Below are 21,425 nucleotides of genomic sequence, written 5' to 3'. Positions count from 1 at the left end.
GCCGCCTACCAGGTATCCACGTAATCCGTGCCCGGGGGCCATTCAGACAGTACACTGCGCCAAACCATGCTAATTCCTATGCAACTTGCTGCATATTACGATTGAGCCAGCACCCGCACCATGTCACTGAGATTTGCCGTACTGACCCTGTTGGATATCGAACCCGGCAGTGGTTACGACCTGAAGCGCCGCTTTGAGCGCAGCGTCAGCTACTTCTGGAGCGCCAGTCACCAACAGATGTACCGCGAGCTGCACAAACTGCACGCGGAGGGTCTACTGGACTGCATGGAAGAGGCTCAGGAAGGCCGCCCCGACAAAAAGGTGTACAGCCTGACGGATTCCGGCCGCCGCGCACTCGCGGAATGGGCCGCAAAACCCGCTGCCGCGCAGAAGATCCGTGAGCCCTTCCTGATCCAGTTGTTTGCCGGCCACCATCTGAGCGATGCGCAACTGCGCGCGGAGGTGGAGCGCCATTTACAGGAACACCGTGACATGCTCGCCACCTACGAAGCCCAGAACCAGCGCTTCTACAACCGCCCCGTCGAACAACAGGAGCGCCTTTGGCTCGCCCACCAGCCTTTGCTCCTCGGCATCGAGACCGAGAAGACCTGGATCCGCTGGGCGGAACAGCTGCTGGAGAGGCTGGATGACACCAGCCACTGATACCTCGGTTTCTTTATGTGTTATCCCGCGCGGGCAGATATAGATATGCCAGGGGGACGCCCGGTCAAACTATCACGGTAATCGAGGCCGGCGACTCTGCAAGGACAGGAAGAGTCATTCTCGGGTCAATTGACGCAGCTCGTGGGAAATACTTGAAGTCGCTCTCAGCCTAGAAAGCATCTGCGGGGATATGGCATACCACTTCGATATTGTTTCCGTCCGGGTCCAGCACATAGGCTGCGTAATAATGTTCGTGATACTCCGGGCGCAAACCTGGGGCGCCGTTATCTTTCCCGCCGGCCTCCATAGCCGCATCATGGAACGCCTGTACCGTTTCCCGGTCTTCGGCGCTGAAGGCGATATGTACCGCCGGAGTGGTGCTGGAGCCGCCCTTGATCAGTAATTGGGGTTTACCACCCCAGCCAAAGCCCGCCCAACCGGCCATTTCCGAAACCAGCTCGTAGCCCAGCGGCGCCAGCGCCAACTGGTAAAACATCTTGCTGCGCTGGTAGTCGTGTACCATCAGGCTAATATGATCCAGCATGTATTCATCTCCGTTGCACTGCCAATTCTGATTCCGGTTAACGCGAATTCAGTATAGAAGGCGGGGCGATGGAGGGGCCGGCGGGAAGGTGACTCAGAGAACTCCGAAAGCGGAGAGCGTACCGTAGGTAACCACGGCACTGCCGCAGAGAAACTGCCCCAGAATAAGGGCGCGAATGGCGAACGTATACCGGATAAACCGGTGCTGGGTGCGCAGGTCCCGGCTGAATACCCGTGCCTCTTCCGGCAGGTCCTGCTCAATAGCACGCAAGCCGGGCACCGCCAGATTCAGCAGTTCGCGGCTACGCAAATCCATTACCCAGAACACACAGGAAACAATCACCACGAACCCGCCCAGCAGGACCAGTATCAACGGGTGGAATCCCTTCTCCACGGCGGTGAACACACCACCATCGGCAAACATCGAAAGCACCACAAAAAAATTGAATGCCTTGAGGCGCTGCTCTGCATTAAAGCGATAGTGCTCACACAGGTACTGCTGTTCGTTCACTTCAGGAATCCTTTAACAACCGCGACGCACCCGGGCACGGCTTCTGTTTGACAATGCGCGAGTGGAGCCGGAAGTATCCCGCAACCCCACTGCACTATTATCTCTCACAATTATTTTTATGCTCGGAAGCACCCATAACATTGAGCCCTTACTCAGGGAACAACCAATATATCGGTGTTGGCACGCCCCAGAATTCGCTCGGCGGTATTTCCCAGCAGAAAACCTTTCGGTCCCTTGCGCACACCGCGTCCCACCAGAATCATGCGCGCCTTATTGCGATCCACCACACGATTGACTTCAGCGGCGGGTTTGCCGGTAACGAAGTGGGTTTTCTTGCAGGTCACGCCACTGTCGGCGATCACTTTGTCCACCGCTTGCAACAATGCACCAGCCTGCTCGCGAAATTTTTCCAGGTCTTTGATTTCATCCGACGCCGGCACACAGGCAACTGCCTCCAGGTCCGCGTTCAGTTCATGGCTGAAGCGCTCCCCAAGTTTGAGGGCGCGCTGGTTCAGCTCGACGTGCAGTTTATTTTCTACCGCAGGATCCAGTGCCGCCACTATACGGTCGCGCTTGATCCAGTGGGTGCTGACGGCAAGCCACAATGGTGTGGGAAGGTGTTCGATCAGGCGCCAGTCAATGGAACCAAAGCCACCGCGGCCAAACTGTTTCTGGGCGGTCTTCACCACAAGGTCGCACTGGTTCGCGTCGAGGTATGCCAGCGTCCAAGAGGGAATGTCATGGTGCCAGACGACTTCTGCAGATGAACCCTGCGGGAGTGTGTATTCACTTTGCAGTTCCTGCAGCCACTGCCTCCGCTCTTTTTGTATCTGATCGCTGACGTTCAGAATCGAGCCGGACAGCAGCGGGATGGCTACCACGGGCTCGTACACGAAACTTACAAGATGCAGTTTCGCTCCCGTTTTGTCCGCCAGCTCGAGTGCCCGCTGCAGGGCGATCTGTTCGTGTTTGGGCTTATCGAGGATGACGAGAATACTCTGCATGCGGCCTCCGGTGCTGCTGGGATCTGATTCAATGCCTTTGAGGCAATTAAATCACCAGAACCGGGTTTTGTCTTTGCGCCTGATCAAGAGAGTGGATTGTGTCAGGAAGGATATGGGGGATTTTTTGGTTGCCACCGGGCACCATCGACGGCACCCGGTGGCATAGACCGCCGTTACTTGTTAGCCCGACGATCCACCAGATCTTCGACCACAGAAGGGTCGGCGAGCGTGGAAGTATCCCCCAGGGTGTCCAGCTCATTGCTGGCAATCTTGCGCAGAATACGGCGCATGATTTTACCGGAGCGGGTTTTAGGCAGGCCCGGAGCCCACTGGATGATGTCGGGCTTGGCGATGGGGCCGATTTCCTGCACACACAGGTCGATCAGCTCCTTGCGCAATTCCTCAGACGGCTCGCGACCATTCTTCAGGGTCACATAGCAGTAAATACCCTGGCCCTTGATATCGTGCGGATATCCAACCACAGCGGCCTCGGCGGTGTCCTCGTGCAACACGATAGCACTCTCGATTTCCGCTGTGCCCAGGCGGTGGCCGGATACGTTCAGTACGTCATCGATACGCCCGGTAATCCAGTAGTAACCATCGGCGTCGCGGCGAGCACCGTCACCGGTAAAGTAATAGCCCGGGAAGGTGGAGAAATAGGTATCGATCATCCGCTGATGATCACCATAGACGCTGCGGATCATGCTCGGCCAGCTGGCCTTCATCACCAGTGCGCCCTCGCCTTCGCCATCAATTTCATGCCCCTTGTCATCCAGCAGTGCCGGCTGAACACCGAAGAACGGACGTGTGGCGGAGCCGGGCTTGAGCATTGTGGCGCCGGGCAGCGGGGTGATCAGGTGGGCGCCGGTTTCGGTCTGCCACCAGGTGTCCACAATCGGGCAGCGCTTGTCGCCCACCACATCGTAGTACCACTCCCAGGCTTCCGGGTTGATCGGCTCACCCACGGTACCCAGCAGCTTCAGGGAACTGCGATCGCATTTGGTGACGAAGTCGTCGCCGGCACCCATCAATGCGCGGATCGCGGTAGGCGCGGTGTAGAAGGTATTCACCTTGTGCTTTTCCACCACCTGCCAGCAGCGGGAGGCGTCGGGATAAGTGGGCACACCTTCGAACATCAGCGAGATGGCACCGGCGGCCAGCGGGCCGTACACGATGTAGCTGTGGCCGGTAATCCAGCCCACATCCGCAGTACACCAGAACACATCGCCTTCCTTGTAGTCGAAGGCGTATTTGAAGGTCATGGTGGACATCAACAGGTAGCCTGCCGTGGTATGCAGAACCCCTTTTGGTTTGCCGGTGGAACCCGAGGTATACAGGATAAACAGCGGGTCTTCCGCGTTCATCGCTTCCGGTTCACAGTCAGTGGCCTGCTCGGCAACAGATTCGGCGTACCAGATGTCGCGCTTGCTATCCCAATCGATATTGGCGCCGGTACGCTTCACCACGATGGCAGTGTGCACGTTGGGGCAGCTGGCGAGCGCCTTGTCCACATTGGCTTTCAGCGGCACTTTGCGCCCACCGCGCACGCCTTCGTCGGCGGTGATCACCAGGCGGCAGTCGGAATCGAGAATCCGGTCTTTTAGCGAGTCGGGAGAAAAGCCGCCGAAAACCACAGAGTGCACGGCACCGATGCGGCTACAAGCGAGCATGGCATAGGCGGCTTCGGGAATCATCGGCATATAGATACATACCCGATCTCCCTTTTTAACACCGCGCTCTTTCAGCAAGTTGCCGAGGCGGCACACCTGCTCATGCAGCTCACCGTAGGTAATGGTTTTACTGTCGGCGGGGTCATCGCCCTCCCAGATAAAGGCGGTCTGACTGGCGCGAGCGGGCAGATGGCGGTCGATACAATTGACCGAGACATTGAGTTCACCGTCGGCGAACCAGGCCGCGTGGCCTTTTTTGAGATCTTCCTCCATCACCTTGGTGAATGGCTTGCTCCACTGCAGGAAGTCATTGGCCTGCTGGGACCAGAATGCTTGAGGGTCTTCCACCGACTGGCGGTACATGCGCTCATAGTCCTCGTTGCGGACGAGGGTATTAGCGGCAAATTTTTCCGGCACCGGGTAGGTGTGCACTTCAGACATTGTTTTCTCCCTTATTAGAATTATCGGGCTGCTGCGCCTTCCCGTGGGCGGGCTCTGCGGCGCCTGACCATCGCCGTGCGCTTCTTGGCACTGGCGCCTCCGGAGTAACCGGGGCATTTATCCCGATAAGTTATACCACTGGCAGTCGCCAAATGACAACGCTGTCACGCGTCCTGTCGTACCATCTTAGCCTGCCCTCTTTACGGATTCCCACTCTGCGGCTGGAATCCCGTGCCATTTTTGTCTGGGCGATGCACAATACCCATAAAAGTGATCACATTTTAGGGGTGAATTTATGTCGGTGAAGTTGTTGCGCGTTCGTGAGGGTGACGGAGAGCGGGAAGCGGGGCCGGTGGCAAAGGAGAAGGTGCTCGCAGGTATGCCGCAGCAGCTGACGGAACACTTCTTTACCAATGCGAAGAAGAATTTCTTTTGCGGCATCTGGTCTTCCGATTCAGGCAAGTGGACACTTACTTACAGTGAGGACGAGTTCTGCTACATCATCGAGGGTGAGGCGATTGTCACCGATGCCGATGGCACCGCGGAAAAGGTATCTGCGGGGGATGCGTTCTGCATTCCGGCGGGATTTGAAGGCACCTGGGAAACAATCGGCTCGGTGAAGAAGTTTTACGCGATTTACGAGGAGTGATCCCGGACACCGGCGATGACCTGTTGCTTACCCGGTGCCGTCATGGCACCGGGTAGCGGAGGCTTCAGTTACCGAGTAACCCCTTCAGGTGTGCCACCACACTGCGCCCCAGCGCAGACAGTGCGTAGCCACCTTCCAGCGCGGATACAATCCGCCCATCACAGTGTTTATCTGCGAAGTCCCGCAGCTTTTCCGTTACCCACTGGTAGTCCTCTTCGCGAAAGCGCAGCTGGGCCATGGCGTCTTCAATATGCCCATCAAAGCCGGCGGAGATAAACAGCATCTGTGGCTGGAAGTCCCGCAGGGCGGGCAGCCACTGGTTTTCCACCAGTTCCCTCAACGCGACGCCTTCGGCACCCGCTTCCAGCGGGGTGTTGATGACGTTATCTGGCAACTCGCCAGTGCCGGAAAATGGGTAATAGGGTGACTGAAAGCTGGAGCACAACAGGTAGCCCTCACGGCCGGCGACAAAATCCTCGGTGCCATTGCCGTGGTGGACATCGAAGTCGAGGATCGCGACCCGTTCAAGGCCGTGCTGTTCGCGGGCGTGGGCGGCGGCAATGGCGATGTTGTTGAACAGGCAAAAGCCCATGGCCTTGTCCCGTTCCGCGTGATGGCCCGGGGGACGCACCGAGCAGAAGGCGCTACCGATTTCGCCGGCGATGACCTTATCCACAGCCTCCACCGCGGCACCGGCGGCATGCAGCGCGGCGTCGAGTGTGTGGGGATTCATGCGGGTGTCTTCGTCTAGCACTTCAACACCCTCGGACGGGGCGCGGGCAAAAATAGACTCCACATGTTCGGGTGTGTGCACCCGCTCGAGCTGTTCACGCGTGGCCTTCGGGGCATCGAAAAAGCGCAGCACGTATTCCATGCCGCTGCTGAGCAGCTGGTCCTGGATGGCATCCAAGCGTGCCGGGCATTCCGGATGCTCTTCGCCCATTTCGTGCAGGCCGCAGGCGGGGCTGGTAAAAAATCCGACAGTGGGCATGTTCAGTCCTTTTCCTTGGCAGAATTGGGGCTTTGGAGATCCAGCACCAGGTGCAGCTCATCCATTGAATCACCGGGCTCCGCGGTAAATCCATTGTTTTCAAAAATTGCCAGCATGGGTTTGTTGTCGCGGCGTACGCAGGCAAACATCTTTTCTATCCCGCGCGCCTGTGCGATGGCTTCCATTTCTTTCAGCAGGGTGGTGGCGATCCCTTTTCCCCGGCGGCTTTCCTTGATTACGAAGGCCACTTCACAGCTGTTGCTCGCCTCGTAAAAATAGTAACGCCCGACGCCCTGAATGACTTCGCGCCCACCGTCGTTATCGATAAAACACAGCGCCAGGTCACGGCGCTGATCGACACTCACCAGGCTGCAGGATTTCTCCCGCGACATCTGCGTCACATGGTGGTTGTAACGCATCATCAGGGTTTCTTTGTTGTGCGTATAGAAAAATTCTTGCAGCCTGCGCTCGTCGGCGGGACGCAGGGGGCGCAATGTATACTCGATACCGCCAAAGGTGTAGCGCTTCTGCTCCACCGCCCCAAGTTCTGGGACCGAGGTGGGAGCCTGCTCCTGATATTCCGGCACCCAGTAAAACTCGCGTACTTTTTCCAACAGTTCACGCCGAAAGTCCGGATGGGCGATGCGGATCATTTCCAGCGTCCGTTCACGTACACTCTTTCCACGCAGGGAGGCGATACCGTATTCAGTGACGACGTAATGCACATGCGCGCGCGAGGTGACCACGCCGCTACCGGGAGTAAGCGAGGCGACAATACGGGAAATCAGTTTGCCATCTTTATCCTTTGCGGTGGATGGCAGCGCGATGATCGGCTTGCCGCCCTTGCTCAAAGCCGCACCGCGAATAAAGTCCACCTGGCCACCGATGCCACTGTAAAGCAGTCGGCCAATGGAATCGGAAACCACCTGGCCGGTCAGGTCGACTTCGATGGCACTGTTGATGGCCACCATCTTGTCATTGCGGGCGATCTTTACCGGCGAGCTGACATGCTCTGCGGGGTATAGCTCCACATGGGGATTGCCGTCGACAAAGTCGTACAGCATCTTTGAACCCATACAGTAGCTGGTGATGGTCTTGTTTCTGTGGAAGGTTTTCTTGCGGTTGTTGATCACCCCGCTTTTCATCAGGCGGGCGATGCCGTCGGACATCATTTCGGAATGTACGCCCAGGTCCTTGTGGTTCCCCAGGTAGCGCAATACTGCATCGTGGACTTTGCCCATACCGATCTGCAGGGTGGAGCCGTTTTCCACCAACAGGGAAACATACTGCCCGATCTGCTCTACTGCCTGATCCATTTCCGGTGGCGGCGACTCGGGTATGGGCGCTTCGGCAGTCATCCAGGCGTGGATCTGGTCGCGGTGGATAAAGGTATGGCCGTTGGTACGGGGCATACTCGGGTTAATCTGGGCAATCACGGTGGTGGCATTTTTCACCGCAGAGGAAACTACATCCACACTCACGCCGAGTGAGCAGTAGCCCAGCTCATCCGGCGGACTGACCATAATCAATGCGGCATCCAGTGGCAGCACGTGATCGCTGAACAGTTTTGGCACTTCGGAGAGGAACGTGGGCGTGTAATCCGCGCGGCCTTCGGCCACTGCATTGCGCACCGCGGTGCCACCAATGTACAGGGCGTTGACGGTAAACAGCTCGGCGTATTTGCGCTCGGCCCAGAAATTGTCGGACAGGGTAAATACGTGCGTCACCTCAATATCATTGAGGCCGCGACTGTTCGCCACCAGATCCGCCATCAACTCATTGGGAACCGCGGCGTGAGAACCGAGGAAAATGCGGCAGCCGCTTTTCAGCAATTGATCCCAATTAATGGGTTCATTGGTTTTGGGGTTTGCCAGGGATGACATTGGGTTGGGAGGATTCCTACCTTGGTTTTGGGCTTATGGTAGGCGGGTGGCTTTCGGGTCACAAGTTCGGTTCGTGGTTCCGTCTAAGGTAGCTCGGTGACGGCCGGGCACCGGGTGCGGGTTTTCAGGACCGCTGTGAATACATCCATGTACGCTGCGTCGGCGACGTCCCTGTCGCCGACGCTCCTGAAAACCCGCACCCGGCACCCAGCCTTAACGTCAGGTTCAGTGCTCTGTTTTAACAAGGCTAACTAAGTACAAAGCTACAATCCCCGGCGCTCTGCCGCCACCGAACCCGCTAAAAACGGAACCGCAAAAGTACGACTCAGGCAGGCTCAGACATCTGCACAGGAATGGTATTAGTACTCCGCTCTACCCGGTTTTTCTCATCCAGATAAACCAGCTTCGGCTTGAAGGAATCCGCTTCGGACTCCGACAACTGTGCATAGGCCGCAATGATGATGCGATCGCCAACCTGCACCCGACGGGCTGCAGCCCCGTTCATGGAGATAATCCCCGAGCCCCGCTCGGCAAGAATCACATAGGTGTGAAAACGCTCACCATTGGAAACATTGTAGATATCGATCTTCTCGAACTCGCGCAGTCCAGCGAGCTCCACCAGATCCTCATCGATCGCACAGGAGCCGTCATACCAGAGCTCCGCCTGGGTGACCGCCGCCATATGCAGCTTGCCTTTCAGCATCTCGATTTGCATAAACAGACTCCTGCCGTCACATACTCAAGGAAACATTGTCGATCAGGCGGGCACCGCTGGTGTACATGGCGCCCAGCAGCGTAATCTCGCGGTCATCATGGGCCGCCGGCTGCAGATCCTTGCTGTTGCAGATGGAGAAATAATCCACCTTGAAACCTGCAGTCTCTATACGCATCCTGGCTTCGTCCTCCAGTGCCGCGAAATCCCGGCGACCGTTCTCGATCTCGCTACGCGCCCAGTTCAGGGACTGGTTCAGCACCGCCACCTTCGGGCGCTCCTCTTCAGTCAGATATCCGTTGCGCGAGCTCATCGCCAGGCCGTCATCCTCACGATGTACCGGAGCAGCCACGATCTCCACCGGGATACACAGGTCCTCAACCATGCGGCGGATGACCGCCAGCTGCTGGAAATCCTTGATGCCGAACACGGCCTTGTCCGGCTGCACGATATTGAACAGCTTGGCGACGACGGTGGTAACCCCCTCGAAGTGCCCGGGGCGGCTGGCGCCGCACAGCACATCGGTCATCGCCGGGCAGATCACCCTGGTCTGCTGGTCCATCCCGTTCGGGTAGATTTCCGCCTCTTCCGGATGGAACAGGAAGTCGCAGTCCGCGGCGCGGAGCTTCGCCATGTCTTCCTGCATGGTGCGGGGATAGGTGTCCCAGTCTTCGTTCAGGCCGAATTGCAGCCGGTTGACGAAGATGGATACCACCACCACGTCGCACTGCTGCCGGGCCAGGTTGACCAGCTCGATATGCGCGGCGTGGAGGTTGCCCATGGTGGGCACGAAACCGATGGTCTTGCCATCGCGGCGGGCCTCTGCCAGCGCTTTGCGCAGGCTGGCCACATGGTGAAAGACTTGCATTGCCGGGGTTCCGCCAGAGGTTTACACGCGCGGCATATTACCTCCCGGCGCCGGTCGGAACAAATACCGTGACCCGACCAAAAACCGTGGTCAGGTTCGGTTTTCGCGACCGGGTTAACAATATCATCGATCTGGTTCAGGAAAGATTCAGTGTACTCAGGGCAAACTGGCTCCCATATTCACAGAAAGCCCGAAACAGGGGCCCTGAAAGGTCACCCCGGTGGCCGCGGAGAACGACCATGAAGACACTGATCACAGCCCTCACCACCGCCAGCCTGCTGCTGGTTACCGGTCCGGCACTGGCGGACCGGGACGACCGCCACCACCGGAATGATCACAGCCGTAAGTTCGTGCAGCAACAGCGCGACAACCGCAAACAGCGCGATCACCACACCAAGGTGCGGGATATTGAGAGCAGGCGCCGGGAAGCCCTTGATGACCGCAAAGACCGTGAGCACGTCCGCGAAGAGCGCCGCCAGTACCGCAACGACCGGGAGCAGCGTCGCGACAAGCGCCGGGACGACCACAAGTACCTCAAGTACGTGGGCTACGACCGTCGTTACGACAAAAACCGCCACGACAGGAAGCACGGGAAGAACCACGGACACGGCGGCGGGCATGGTGATCGCCACCCGGGCCACTACCGCCCCCATCGTCCACACCACCGTCCGCACAAGCATCGCTGGCGCCCGGCGCACTACGGTTACGGCTACCGCTGGAGCCGCCTGCCCAAGCGCTATATCAGCCTGACATTTGGCGGCCTGGGCTACTATTTCAGTGACGGAATTTTCTACCGTCCCTATGGTGCCGGCTACGTGGTTGCCCAGGCCCCTATCGGCGCCTTTGTACACAGCTTGCCCGGGACCGCGATGAGCGTGAGCTTCAACGGCCTGAACTACTACGTCGCTTACGACACCTACTACCGCTGGGATCACCACCGCCGCGGCTACCTGGTTGTCTCCAACCCCGGCTTCTTCTGAAGCCAGGCGGCGGGCCCAATCGCTCAACGTAACCAACGTATCTCCCAACCCCAACAACCGAATTAAAATTCGGTTATTGCCCCTCGGCGACTCCACGGAGTCGCCTTTTTTATTTCTGCTAATTTATTTCTGTTAACCTGCCTATTGTGGCAATTGATGCGCCATCAATGTTTATATATACGAGCCGGCTAAAAAACCGAACAAAAATTTAATTTTAAGCATTAAAAAAAGGCTATTTTTCTTTTCTATAGTTATTGCTTTCCACAAACTCTGGCCCCAAGATTCGCGCCCCTGAAAACCGACCGTTCCTCAACCAATAACGAGGCGCCATGAAACAAGAACAGATCGAAAACTGGACCTGCGAGGACTCCGCAGAGCTTTACGGCATCCGCAACTGGGGCGCCGGCTATTTCAATTTGAATCAGTCTGGCGAGATCACGGTTGAAGTGAAAAACGACGCCGGTGAACTGCATGCCGTTTCACTGCTGGATATCGCCCACGGCGCCACCGAACGCGGTCTGGGCATGCCGTTGCTGGTGCGCTTTGAAAACCTGCTCGATGCCCAGATCGGGCGGATCAACAATTCATTCCGCAGCGCCATCGAGAGCAGTGGTTACAACAACGTGTTCCGCGGTGTTTTTCCCATCAAGGTGAACCAGCAATGCCAGGTGATCGAGGAAATCGCCCGTGCCGGACGCCAGTTTGGACATGGGCTGGAGGCTGGCAGCAAAGCGGAACTGATTGCGGCGCTGTCGATCCTCGACAACACCGACGCGCTGATCGTCTGTAACGGCTACAAGGACGAGGAGTTCATCAACCTCGGCCTGCAGGCGCAGCGCCTTGGCGTGCAGGTATTCTTCGTGGTGGAGACACCCTCGGAAGTGGACACCATCATCCACTGCGCCCAGCGCGAACAGGTGGAGCCGAATATTGGTGTGCGGATAAAACTGGCGAGCAAGGTGGGTGGCTACTGGAACGCCACCAGTGGCGACCGCAGTATTTTTGGCCTCGGCAGTAACGACCTGATTGCGATGGTCGATAAACTGCGCGACCAGAACATGTTGCACTGCCTGAAGCTGCTGCACTACCACCTGGGCTCGCAGGTACCGAACATTCGCGACATCCGCACGGGCGTGCTGGAGGCCTGCCGCTACTATGCCGACCTGGTAGAGGAAGGCGCGGCCATGGGTTACCTCGACCTCGGTGGTGGCCTGGCGGTGGACTACGATGGTTCCAAGACCAACTACACCCACTCCAAGAACTATTCGCTGGATGAATACTGTGTCGACGTGGTGGAAGCCATTATGGGCACGCTGGACAGCGAGGGCGTGGAGCACCCGGTGATCATCACCGAGTCGGGCCGTGCCACGGTAGCCTATTCATCGGTATTGCTGTTCAACATTCTGGACACCACCAGTTTCGAGCCCATCGAGCTGGAGGAAGACAGCATCGGCGAGGACACACACCCGATGTTGAAGAACCTGCAGGATGCGCTGCAAAGTGTGACGCCCAAAAACCTGCAGGAGAGCTACAACGATGGCCTCTACTATCGGGATGAAATCCGCGCGCTCTACCTGCACGGCCAGGTGAGCCTGCGCGATCGTGCACTGGCGGAGAACCTGTTTTTGCAGTGCGCGCAGCGTATTCGCAAACTCCTGAATGAGGTGGACCAGGTGCCGGTGGACCTGCAGGCATTGCCGGAGGTTCTGTCCGATATTTATTACGCGAATGTGAGCGTGTTCCAGTCGCTGCCGGATATCTGGGCGATCGATCAACTGTTCCCGCTGGTGCCGGTTCACCGCCTGGATGAGGCGCCGACCCGCTCGGCGATAATCGCGGATATCACCTGCGATTGCGACGGCAAGATCGACCGTTTTATCGACCGACAGGATGTGCGCAAGACGCTGCCGCTGCACCCTCTGAAGGATGGCGAAGAGTATATTCTCGGAACTTTCCTGGTTGGTGCGTATCAGGAAACTCTGGGTGACCTGCACAACCTGTTTGGTGATACGAACGTGGTGAGTGTGCGTATCGACGACGACGGCCAGGTGGATTACAGCCGCGAGATTCACGGCGACAGCATTGCCGATGTGCTGAGCTACGTGGAGTATTCACCGCAGGACCTTTTCGAGCGTTTCCGCAAGCTGGCTGAGCGGGCAGTAAAGGAAAAGCGGATTACCGCGCAACAGCGTAAGGATATTTTGCACACGTACACTGCAAGCATGAGCGGATATACCTACTTCGAGAAATAGATCAGGACCCGGCGGTAGGCTCTATCGCTGGACAGGTGGCGGCATAGCTCCGGGCACTAAAAATTTTGCGTGTTAAGAAACACCCAAGAATAAGGAGATACATAGATGGCCAATGTGTTGATAGTAGGCGCCGGTGGCGTCGGTCAGGTGGTTGCACACAAGTGTGCACAAGTAGAGGAAGTCTTCGAGAACATCACCCTCGCCAGCCGCACCAAATCCAAATGTGACAAGATCGCCGATATGCTGTCGCGCAAGATCGACACCGCGGAAGTGGACGCCGATAACGTCAGTGAAATGGTCGCGCTGATCGAGAAGGTCAAACCGGACATGGTGATTAATGTGGCGTTGCCCTACCAGGACCTGCATATCATGGACGCGTGCCTGGAGACCGGCGTGCATTACCTGGATACCGCCAACTACGAACCGCCGGAAGAGGCCAAGTTCGAATACAAGTGGCAGTGGGCCTACCAGGAAAAATTTGAAAAAGCGGGTTTGATGGCACTGCTCGGCAGTGGCTTTGATCCGGGCGTTACCAGTGTATTTACTGCCTATGCCAAGAAGCATCACTTCGACCGCATCAAGACCCTGGACATTCTCGACTGTAACGCCGGCGACCACGGCCTGCCGTTTGCCACCAACTTCAACCCGGAAATCAACATCCGCGAAATCACCGCGAACGGCCGCTACTGGGAAGATGGCAAGTGGGTCACCACCAAGCCCATGGAAGAAAAGCGGGTATTCGACTTCCCGGAAGGTATCGGCGAGAAAGACCTGTACCTGCTGTACCATGAGGAGCTGGAATCTCTATCCAAGCACTTCCCGGAAATCGAGCGCGCACGCTTCTGGATGACGTTTGGAGCCAGCTACCTCAAACACCTCGAGGTACTGCAGAACGTGGGCATGACCAGTATCGAGCCGATTGAATTCCAGGGGCAGCAAATTGTACCGATACAGTTCCTGAAAGCACTGTTGCCGGATCCTGCAAGTCTTGGCCCGCTGACCAAGGGCAAAACCTGTATTGGCAACATCATCAAGGGTGTGAAAGGCGGTGAAGACAAGATCTACTACGTCTACAACATCTGCGATCACCAGGAAGCCTATAAAGAGGTTCAGTCCCAGGCGATTTCCTACACCACCGGTGTACCGGCCATGATCGGTGCCAAGATGATGATGGAAGGCAAGTGGATGAAGCCGGGCGTATGGAATATGGAGCAGCTGGATCCGGACCCCTTCATGGAAGACCTGAACAAGTACGGCCTGCCCTGGCAGGAAACCTGGCTCGACAAACCGTTCGTATAACTTTATTTATGTGCAGAAAATCCCGGGCCAAAATGCCCGGGATTTTTCAAGAGGCCCCTATACAACACCATGGATCTGACTCCCCGCAAAGACTACTTCGGTGAATTCGACCCGACCCGCGTCCCCACGCCCTGTTTTGTGGTGGATGAAATTGCCCTGCGCGACAATCTGGAAGTACTCGCCGATGTGCAGAAACGCAGCGGCGCAAAAGTGCTTGCCGCACTGAAAGCGTTCTCCATGTTCAGCATCGGGCCTATCGTCGCCGAGTACCTTTCCGGAACCTGTGCCAGTGGTATCAATGAGGCAAAGCTGGGCTTTGAGGAGTACGGCGGCAAGGATCAGGGCAAAGAGGTACATGTATTCAGTGCCGGCTACAAGGAAGCGGAGCTGAAAGAAATCCTGGGGTTTGCCCACCACGTGATTTTCAATTCCTTTTCCCAGTGGAAGCGCTACCGCGAGCTGTGCCTGGAGGCGCAAAAGCAACGACCCGAGCTGCAGTTCGGCCTGCGTATCAACCCCGAGCACTCCGAGGGTCACACACCGATTTACGATCCCTGCGCCCCGTGTTCACGTCTGGGCATCGTACGCTCGCTGTTTGACGGAGAAGACCTGACTGGCATCAGCGGCCTGCACTTCCACACCCTGTGTGAGCAGGACTTCAAACCCCTGGAGCGCACGATCAAGGCGGTGGAAGAAAAGTTCGGCGACCTGATCCCGCAGATGCAGTGGATCAATTTCGGCGGCGGCCACCACATCACGCGCTGTGACTACCAGGTGGACGAGCTGGTTGCCGCGGTAAAGGCATTTTCCGAGAAACACGGCGTACAGGTGTACCTGGAGCCGGGTGAGGCGGTGGCACTGTTCTGTGGTGTACTGGTGGGCGAGGTTGTGGACCTGACCTGGAATGGCAGCAACCAGGCCATTCTCGATGTCTCCGCCACCTGCCATATGCCGGATGTGATCGAGATGCCCTACCGCCCGGAAATCACCGGCGCTTCGCTGCCGGAAGAACTGCCGCACAGCTACCAGTTAGGCGGGCAGAGTTGCCTGGCCGGTGACAGAATCGGCGAGTACAGTTTCGCCGAACCACTGCATATCGGCGACCGCATCGTGTTCGAGGAAATGGCCTACTACACCATGGTCAAGACCAATACATTCAACGGCATTCCACTGCCTTCGATCGCACTGTGGAATTCCGATACTGATGAACTGAAAATTGTAAAAACATTCGGATACGAAGACTTTAAAGGTCGCCTGTCCTGAGCTTGATCCGGTGCTCTGCCACCACCAAAGGTTTAAAGAAGTCCCATGCACCAAGAAGACCCCAATATTTTTCTGGGCTCCGAAATCGAGCAACCCAAGCCCGAAGACGCGCTGTTCCATATCCTGCCGATCCCCTATGAGGAGACCGTCTCCTATGGCGGCGGCACCGGCAAAGGGCCGGCATCAATTATTGAAGCGTCCCATCAGCTGGAGACTTTCGATAACTTCTCCTCACCCTGCGACCTTGGTATTTACACCCGGGACGCCGTCGACGTCAGCGGCCCGGCCGAGCAGGTCATGGAGAACATCGCCAACGCCACCCGCGAGATTCTCACCCTCGGCAAAATGCCTGTGGGTATCGGCGGCGAACACTCGGTCACCTGGGGCATCATCAAAGGTTACCTGGACGCCGGATACACCGACTTCGGGGTGGTACAGATCGATGCCCACGCCGACCTGCGCGATCGCTACGAGGGCCAGCGGCACAGCCACGCCAGTGTCATGCGGCTGGTGTGTGAGGCCGGGGTGCCGCTTTATCAGTTGGGTATCCGCGCCTACTGCGAGGAGGAAATGGACGCGCGCAGGGAGTACAACGTGCGCTACATGGACGCCCACCAGCTGGTGCCCAACCAGGTGCAGTCTATCCAGTTGCCGGACGACTTCCCCCGCCAGGTGTTCTTTACCCTGGATATCGACGGCATGGACCCATCAGTCTTCCCATCCACCGGCACCCCGGTACCAGGCGGACTCGGCTGGTACCAGACGCTGAACCTGTTCGAATCGGTCGCGAAACAGCGGGAGATCATCGGCTTCGACCTGCTCGAATTTGCCCCCATCGAAGGTTTCCACGCCTACGAGTTCGGCGCTGCGCAGCTGCTGTACAAACTGATGGGGATTGTTCAGCGCAACCGCAAATGACCCCGGGAGCCCGGCATCACCAACATGCGCCAGTAGTTGGCTGCCGGGTCACCCGCTCCCGCCACGGCTAAGTGACAATTCTTAACGGTCAGGCTCCTGTCAGATGTAGCGCGGCCGCCCGGATACGTTTATTATTTGCACAATAGTAAGCACTCGCTTCGCGGGAGATTTAATGAAGAACGCAGTCAAATTTTTAGTTTTCGGTGCAGGACTGGCAACGCTGCTGTCATTCGCCTTTGCCGCGCCGGCGGACGCCCACAGCGGGCACCGTGGCCACCACCATGGCCACGGCTATGGTCACGGACGCGACTACTGGGGCCCGCGTTACCGCCGCGGACCGCGAATTGGCATCGGCTTTACCGTGCCCGTGCTGCCGGGTGGCTTCATCAATATGGCTGTGGGTGGACGCCCCTATTACTACGGCGGCGGTTATTTCTACCGCCCGGCCCCCTCAGGCTACGTGGTGGTTTCGGCGCCGCTGGGCGCATCCGTGCTGACATTGCCGAGCAGCGCAGTGCAGGTTCAGATCGGTGGCTTCAGCTACTACCAGTACGGCGGCGCCTACTATCAGTGGCAGCCGCAAGTGAATCGCTATGTGGTGGTGCCTGCCCCGGCCGGTGTCACGACCACCACAACCACCACGGTGACTACCACTGGCGGTCCTGTCGCCAGCGCCTATAACCCCGGCCAGGTCTTGGACAACCTGCCGGCAGGCTACACCGCGGAAGTGGTCAACGGCGTGCAGTACTACCGCTACGGCGAACACTACTTCATGCCCACCCAGCGCGATGGCCGCGAAGTCTACGTGGTGGTCCAGATCTGAGATTATGCCGCTTCGGCGCCCAGCCCGTGAAAGCGGACAGGGTCGCCGAGCGCTTTGTCAAAGCCCGCCAGCAATCCGCTGCTGGCTGTTTCCCTCCAGTGCAGAGCCTTGACCCGCAAGGCGCCCTCCGCACGGTCCGCTTTCAGGTCCACAACCCCATCAAACCGGTCCCGGCACCTCCGCGTCCTGGCCACCCCATCGGTCCAGGGGCATGGACATGCTGGCGCGCCAGCACCAGTGCCCGCGCGCGATCCGCTGGCAGTGGTAGCGCTTTGGTATAGGCTTTCAAGGATCAGGTTTCCCTGTCGGGCTCGGCATGGGATCGCGAGAGCCGCACAGAGTAAACAAGGAGTTTGTTATGGGCCAAGGGCGTTGCATTCTGTTTCTATTCGCTTGCCTGCCCGCCAGTCTATTGGCGGGCGCGCTGCCGGAGGGGCGCTGGGTAGACCTTTCCCATGACTTTGCCGAAGACACAATTTACTGGCCGACCGCGGATAAATTTGCCAAGTCCACGGTGTTTGCCGGCGAAACCGACAAGGGCTATTACTATTCCGCCTACAATCTGGCAGCCGCCGAACACGGCGGTACCCATGTGGACGCACCGGTACACTTTGCCCGCAACAAACTGTCTGTGGACAAGATTCCGCTGGAACAGTTGATCGGTCAGGGGGTGGTGATCCGGGTAGCGGACCGCATTGGCAAGGACCGCAATTACAAGATTTCCGTTGCGGATATCCAGCGCTGGGAAGAAAAACACGGGACCGTGCCGGAGAACAGCATCGTGCTGCTCGATACCGGTAGCGCGCGCTTCTGGCCGGACCCGGTGAAATACATGGGGACCGCCGAGCGCGGTGAGGCCGCGGTGGAAAAACTGAACTTCCCCGGGCTGGGTCCAGATGCGGCCCTTTATCTGGCGGAAAAACGCGGCATCAAGGCCGTGGGACTGGACACCCCGAGTATCGATTTTGGCGGGTCGCAGCTGTTCAAAACCCACCGCATCCTGTTCGAGCACAATGTCCCGGCGCTGGAAAATGTCGCCAACCTGGGCGCATTACCGGACAAGGGTTTTACCGTGATTGCCCTGCCGATGAAGATTCGCGGAGGGAGCGGCGGGCCAACCCGGGTTGTGGCCCTGGTCCCGGACTAACCGCTTTCACACTGGCCAGAAGGGGTCTCCAGCGCCATAGCGGATGCAGCGGACGCGCGGTTTTCGAGGTCGAGATACAGCACCTGGTAGGTCGCCGGCAAACCGGCTTCGGTGCGCTTTTGTTCATAGGCGGCTATCAGCCGGCGCAGGCGCTCGCGGCTCAACAGTCCCTTGCCCGCGGCGTGATTGACGTTGTGGGCGCCGATACTTTTCAGTTCCCGCATCAGCGTCTTCACGCTATCGAAATGCAACACCCGCTGCTCGGTACCCGGCGTACAATCCAGCGCATTGGCCGTGCAGGCCCGCTGCCAGGCTTCCGCGGGCAGGAACCGGTTCACATGTACCGCCTTATCCACCGCCGCCCAACTGTCTTCCAGTTCGCCAAGGGTTCCCGGTATCAGCGTGGAAACCAGCGCGCGGGCACCCGGCGCCATAATACGGCGGATTTCTGCGAACAGTTGCGGCAGGCGGTAACACCACTGCAGGGCAAAGCTGGAAAACACCAGGTCGATGGACCCATCGGCCAACGGCAACTGCTCCGCATCCGCGGCGATATACGCATCCGCCACCGGTCGATGGCTGCGTGCATACGCCAGCATCGCCGGGGCGATATCGAGGGCGACGATTTCCGCATCCGGGAAGCGCCGGCGCAACAATTCGCTACCGTAGCCGGTGCCGCTGCCGAGATCCAAAATCCGCTTTGGCGAGCTGTCTTTTTCCGCACGCCCCAACAGTTCGCGGCACACCGCGCGTTGTAAATGGGCGGCGGCATCGTAACTGCCGGCCGCACGGCCAAATGCCCGCGCGACTGCGGCTTTATCCAGAGGCGGGGCCATGGACTCAGAATTACTGTCCGTCAGCACTGAGCGAATCAGCGCCGCCACTTGTTCCGGGCGAGAGAGGTGCGGGCAATGGCCGGTATCCCGGAGGATATTTACCGGGTAATTCTGGGCCTGCATTTTTTCCGCCGCCGCCAGCGGCACCAGTGCATCACCGGCACCGTAAATATGCAGAGAGGGAATAGCCAGGCTGGCGAGAATACTGCGGTTGTCGAGGCTGCCAAGGCAGGCCAGCGCATCGCCCCAGCTTGCAGGGATGGTCTCCGGCTGCCAGCGCTTGAGCACTTTCAACAGACTGCGCATATCGCGGTCACCGCGAGCTTCCAGGCCACAGAAGCGCTGCCAGTTTTTTACCGGCTCTTGCTGCTGCGCCGCGCAGAAACTTTCAAACACGGGCTGCGGCATACCCGGCCAGTCGGCGCGCTCGGTGAAACTGGCGTTGGCGGCAATGGTGACCAGTGCGCGGACCTTGTGCGAGCGTGCGGCCAGCTGTACCGCGAGCATGCCGCCGAGGGACCAGCCCACTAACAGACAGTCTTCCGGCAGCTGCATATCCAGATCCGCCAGCAGCTGTTCCGTCTGCGGCCAGTCCCGCTCGGCATCGCGTCCAAAACCGGGCAGGTCAATACAGTGCAGGCTTTGGGGTACCCCATGTAGCGCTTCCACAAGCGGCGCCCAGCAGCGGGCGTCACCGCCCCAGCCGTGCAGCAGGGCGATACTTTTTATCTCACCACGCATTTTCTCACCACTCGCCGGGATCATGACGCTTCTCCCGCGGCATTTTTCTCTCGCTGCAGTGCCGAGTTCAATGCATTTAGCAGGCCGTCGATCTGCTCCTCGCTGTGCAGCGCGGACAGGGTTATGCGTAAACGCGCGGTGCCGGCCGGGACCGTCGGCGGACGGATGGCACCGACGAGATAGCCAGACGCCTGCAGCGCTTCGGATACCCGCAATACCGTTTTTTCGCAGCCCAGCACCAGCGGCTGGATTGCGCTGGCGGATGCCTCCAGCGGCAGACCGAGCACCGCCGCGCGCTGGCGAAAATAGGCAATGCGCGCAACGAGGGTCTGCTGCAACGGCAGCTCCTGCATGAGTTCCAGCGCGCGCACGCAGCCGGCCGCTATCGCCGGTGGCATGCCGGTGGTGTAGATATAGGTTCTGGCGAACTGGGTGAGGTAATCAATCAATGCTTTTGAACCCGCCACAAAGGCACCGGCGTTGCCGGCGGCCTTGCCCAGGGTTCCCATGACGATGGGCGCGCTGTCCTGATCCAGACCGGCGGCGGCGACGCTGCCGGCATGGGGAAATAAATCGCTGCCCATGGCACCAAAACCATGGGCCTCATCCACCATCAGCCAGGCGTCGTAGCGCGCACAAAGTGTCGCCATCTGCGCGAGCGGCGCGGTATCGCCATCCATGCTGTAGACCCCGTCCACCGCCAGCAGGATGTTGCCAGTTCCCTTTTCCCGTGCGCGCCTGAGCTGCACTTCCAGTGCATCCAGGTCGTTGTGGATAAAACGCAGGTACTGCGCACCTGAGAGACGGCCACCGTCAATCAGCGAGGCGTGATTGAGCTTGTCCTGCACCACGGTATCGCCGCGTCCAACCAGCGCATTGATCACGCCGACATTGGCCATGTAGCCGCTACCGAACAGCAGTGCGGCTTCGCGGCCGGTTACCTCGGCAATTTTGTCCTGCAGTTGCTGGTGAATCGCAAAGTGGCCATTGACCAGGTGGGACGCGGTGGCACCGGCGCCCAGCGCGGCACCCCGCTGCTGGGCGGCAATAACCTCCGGATGGGCGGCGAGACCGAGGTAGTCGTTACTACTGAAGGCAACCAGTTCGCGCCCATCCACCAGCGCCACCGGCCCGGGGGCGGCGGCGAGGGTTTTATGGCTGCGGTATAACTGCTGCGCCCGGCGCTCGGCGAGGCGCGCTTGCAGGAACTCCGGAAGACGGGTCAAAACAT

The 21,425-nt window shown here is 58.6% G+C and carries 20 protein-coding genes; 9 read left to right on the top strand and 11 right to left on the bottom strand.

Going from position 1 to position 21,425, the window contains the following annotated elements:
* Positions 1 to 120: 120 nt before the first annotated feature.
* Positions 121 to 663 (top strand): PadR family transcriptional regulator, encoded by a 543-nt coding sequence (locus GTQ55_RS02175; RefSeq protein ID WP_161857255.1) that lies wholly within the window; start codon positions 121 to 123, stop codon positions 661 to 663.
* Positions 664 to 832: 169 nt separating this feature from the next.
* On the opposite strand, the gene GTQ55_RS02170 is transcribed toward GTQ55_RS02175, so the two are convergent.
* The 4 genes from GTQ55_RS02170 to acs form a co-directional block, all read right to left on the bottom strand.
* Positions 833 to 1,207 (bottom strand): VOC family protein, encoded by a 375-nt coding sequence (locus GTQ55_RS02170; protein ID WP_161857254.1) that lies wholly within the window; start codon positions 1,205 to 1,207, stop codon positions 833 to 835.
* 93 nt (positions 1,208 to 1,300) lie between these two features.
* Positions 1,301 to 1,717, bottom strand: coding sequence for a hypothetical protein (locus GTQ55_RS02165; protein ID WP_161857253.1), 417 nt, complete (start codon positions 1,715 to 1,717; stop codon positions 1,301 to 1,303).
* Between the two features lie 152 nt (positions 1,718 to 1,869).
* Positions 1,870 to 2,721, bottom strand: a complete 852-nt coding sequence (locus GTQ55_RS02160; RefSeq protein WP_161857252.1) for a universal stress protein — start codon at positions 2,719 to 2,721, stop codon at positions 1,870 to 1,872.
* 173 nt (positions 2,722 to 2,894) lie between these two features.
* A complete protein-coding gene (gene acs, locus GTQ55_RS02155) occupies positions 2,895 to 4,832 on the bottom strand; it encodes an acetate--CoA ligase (RefSeq protein WP_161857251.1) in 1,938 nt (645 codons plus the stop codon).
* 295 nt (positions 4,833 to 5,127) lie between these two features.
* Between acs and GTQ55_RS02150 the strand changes: the two genes are divergently transcribed.
* Positions 5,128 to 5,481 carry a cupin domain-containing protein gene (locus GTQ55_RS02150; RefSeq protein WP_161857250.1) on the top strand — a complete coding sequence of 118 codons (354 nt, stop codon included), beginning with the start codon at positions 5,128 to 5,130 and terminating at the stop codon, positions 5,479 to 5,481.
* A 64-nt stretch (positions 5,482 to 5,545) separates the two neighbouring features.
* Here GTQ55_RS02150 and GTQ55_RS02145 read toward each other — a convergent pair whose 3' ends face one another.
* The 4 genes from GTQ55_RS02145 to panC form a co-directional block, all read right to left on the bottom strand.
* The gene (locus GTQ55_RS02145; RefSeq protein ID WP_161857249.1) at positions 5,546 to 6,472 is read right to left on the bottom strand and encodes a histone deacetylase family protein; all 927 of its coding nucleotides are present in this window, start codon (positions 6,470 to 6,472) and stop codon (positions 5,546 to 5,548) included.
* A 2-nt stretch (positions 6,473 to 6,474) separates the two neighbouring features.
* The gene (locus GTQ55_RS02140) at positions 6,475 to 8,355 is read right to left on the bottom strand and encodes a bifunctional acetyl-CoA hydrolase/transferase family protein/GNAT family N-acetyltransferase (protein ID WP_161857248.1); all 1,881 of its coding nucleotides are present in this window, start codon (positions 8,353 to 8,355) and stop codon (positions 6,475 to 6,477) included.
* A 325-nt stretch (positions 8,356 to 8,680) separates the two neighbouring features.
* A complete protein-coding gene (gene panD, locus GTQ55_RS02135) occupies positions 8,681 to 9,070 on the bottom strand; it encodes an aspartate 1-decarboxylase (RefSeq protein ID WP_161857247.1) in 390 nt (129 codons plus the stop codon).
* A 16-nt stretch (positions 9,071 to 9,086) separates the two neighbouring features.
* Positions 9,087 to 9,935 carry a pantoate--beta-alanine ligase gene (gene panC, locus GTQ55_RS02130; RefSeq protein ID WP_161857246.1) on the bottom strand — a complete coding sequence of 283 codons (849 nt, stop codon included), beginning with the start codon at positions 9,933 to 9,935 and terminating at the stop codon, positions 9,087 to 9,089.
* 239 nt (positions 9,936 to 10,174) lie between these two features.
* Between panC and GTQ55_RS02125 the strand changes: the two genes are divergently transcribed.
* The 6 genes from GTQ55_RS02125 to GTQ55_RS02100 all read left to right on the top strand — a co-directional run bounded on the left by GTQ55_RS02125 (position 10,175) and on the right by GTQ55_RS02100 (position 17,470).
* Positions 10,175 to 10,915: a DUF6515 family protein gene (locus GTQ55_RS02125; protein WP_161857245.1), complete on the top strand. Its 741-nt coding sequence runs from the start codon at positions 10,175 to 10,177 to the stop codon at positions 10,913 to 10,915.
* Between the two features lie 329 nt (positions 10,916 to 11,244).
* On the top strand, positions 11,245 to 13,167 hold the full coding sequence (gene speA / locus GTQ55_RS02120; protein WP_161857244.1) for a biosynthetic arginine decarboxylase: 1,923 nt from the start codon (positions 11,245 to 11,247) through the stop codon (positions 13,165 to 13,167).
* 105 nt (positions 13,168 to 13,272) lie between these two features.
* Entirely contained in the window at positions 13,273 to 14,466 is a 1,194-nt protein-coding gene (locus GTQ55_RS02115; RefSeq protein WP_161857243.1) for a saccharopine dehydrogenase family protein, read from the top strand.
* Positions 14,467 to 14,535: 69 nt separating this feature from the next.
* Positions 14,536 to 15,729, top strand: coding sequence for a carboxynorspermidine decarboxylase (gene nspC / locus GTQ55_RS02110; RefSeq protein ID WP_161857242.1), 1,194 nt, complete (start codon positions 14,536 to 14,538; stop codon positions 15,727 to 15,729).
* A 45-nt stretch (positions 15,730 to 15,774) separates the two neighbouring features.
* Complete coding sequence (speB, locus tag GTQ55_RS02105; RefSeq protein WP_161857241.1) at positions 15,775 to 16,647, top strand: agmatinase; 873 nt, start codon at positions 15,775 to 15,777, stop codon at positions 16,645 to 16,647.
* A 172-nt stretch (positions 16,648 to 16,819) separates the two neighbouring features.
* Positions 16,820 to 17,470: a DUF6515 family protein gene (locus GTQ55_RS02100; protein ID WP_161857240.1), complete on the top strand. Its 651-nt coding sequence runs from the start codon at positions 16,820 to 16,822 to the stop codon at positions 17,468 to 17,470.
* A 142-nt stretch (positions 17,471 to 17,612) separates the two neighbouring features.
* On the opposite strand, the gene GTQ55_RS17820 is transcribed toward GTQ55_RS02100, so the two are convergent.
* Positions 17,613 to 17,759, bottom strand: a complete 147-nt coding sequence (locus GTQ55_RS17820) for a hypothetical protein (RefSeq protein ID WP_237567779.1) — start codon at positions 17,757 to 17,759, stop codon at positions 17,613 to 17,615.
* A 69-nt stretch (positions 17,760 to 17,828) separates the two neighbouring features.
* Here GTQ55_RS17820 and GTQ55_RS02095 point away from each other — a divergent pair, with 69 nt between their 5' ends.
* Positions 17,829 to 18,617: a cyclase family protein gene (locus GTQ55_RS02095; RefSeq protein ID WP_161857239.1), complete on the top strand. Its 789-nt coding sequence runs from the start codon at positions 17,829 to 17,831 to the stop codon at positions 18,615 to 18,617.
* Here GTQ55_RS02095 and bioC read toward each other — a convergent pair.
* Positions 18,614 to 20,218, bottom strand: coding sequence for a malonyl-ACP O-methyltransferase BioC (gene bioC / locus GTQ55_RS02090; RefSeq protein ID WP_237567778.1), 1,605 nt, complete (start codon positions 20,216 to 20,218; stop codon positions 18,614 to 18,616). The genes GTQ55_RS02095 and bioC overlap by 4 nt on opposite strands.
* The gene (gene bioF / locus GTQ55_RS02085) at positions 20,215 to 21,420 is read right to left on the bottom strand and encodes an 8-amino-7-oxononanoate synthase (RefSeq protein ID WP_161857238.1); all 1,206 of its coding nucleotides are present in this window, start codon (positions 21,418 to 21,420) and stop codon (positions 20,215 to 20,217) included. The genes bioC and bioF overlap by 4 nt, the downstream gene beginning before the upstream one ends.
* Positions 21,421 to 21,425: the final 5 nt, after the last annotated feature.

Source organism: Microbulbifer hydrolyticus, assembly GCF_009931115.1.
GTDB lineage: Bacteria > Pseudomonadota > Gammaproteobacteria > Pseudomonadales > Cellvibrionaceae > Microbulbifer > Microbulbifer hydrolyticus.
This window is presented reverse-complemented; position numbering and strand designations above follow the sequence as displayed.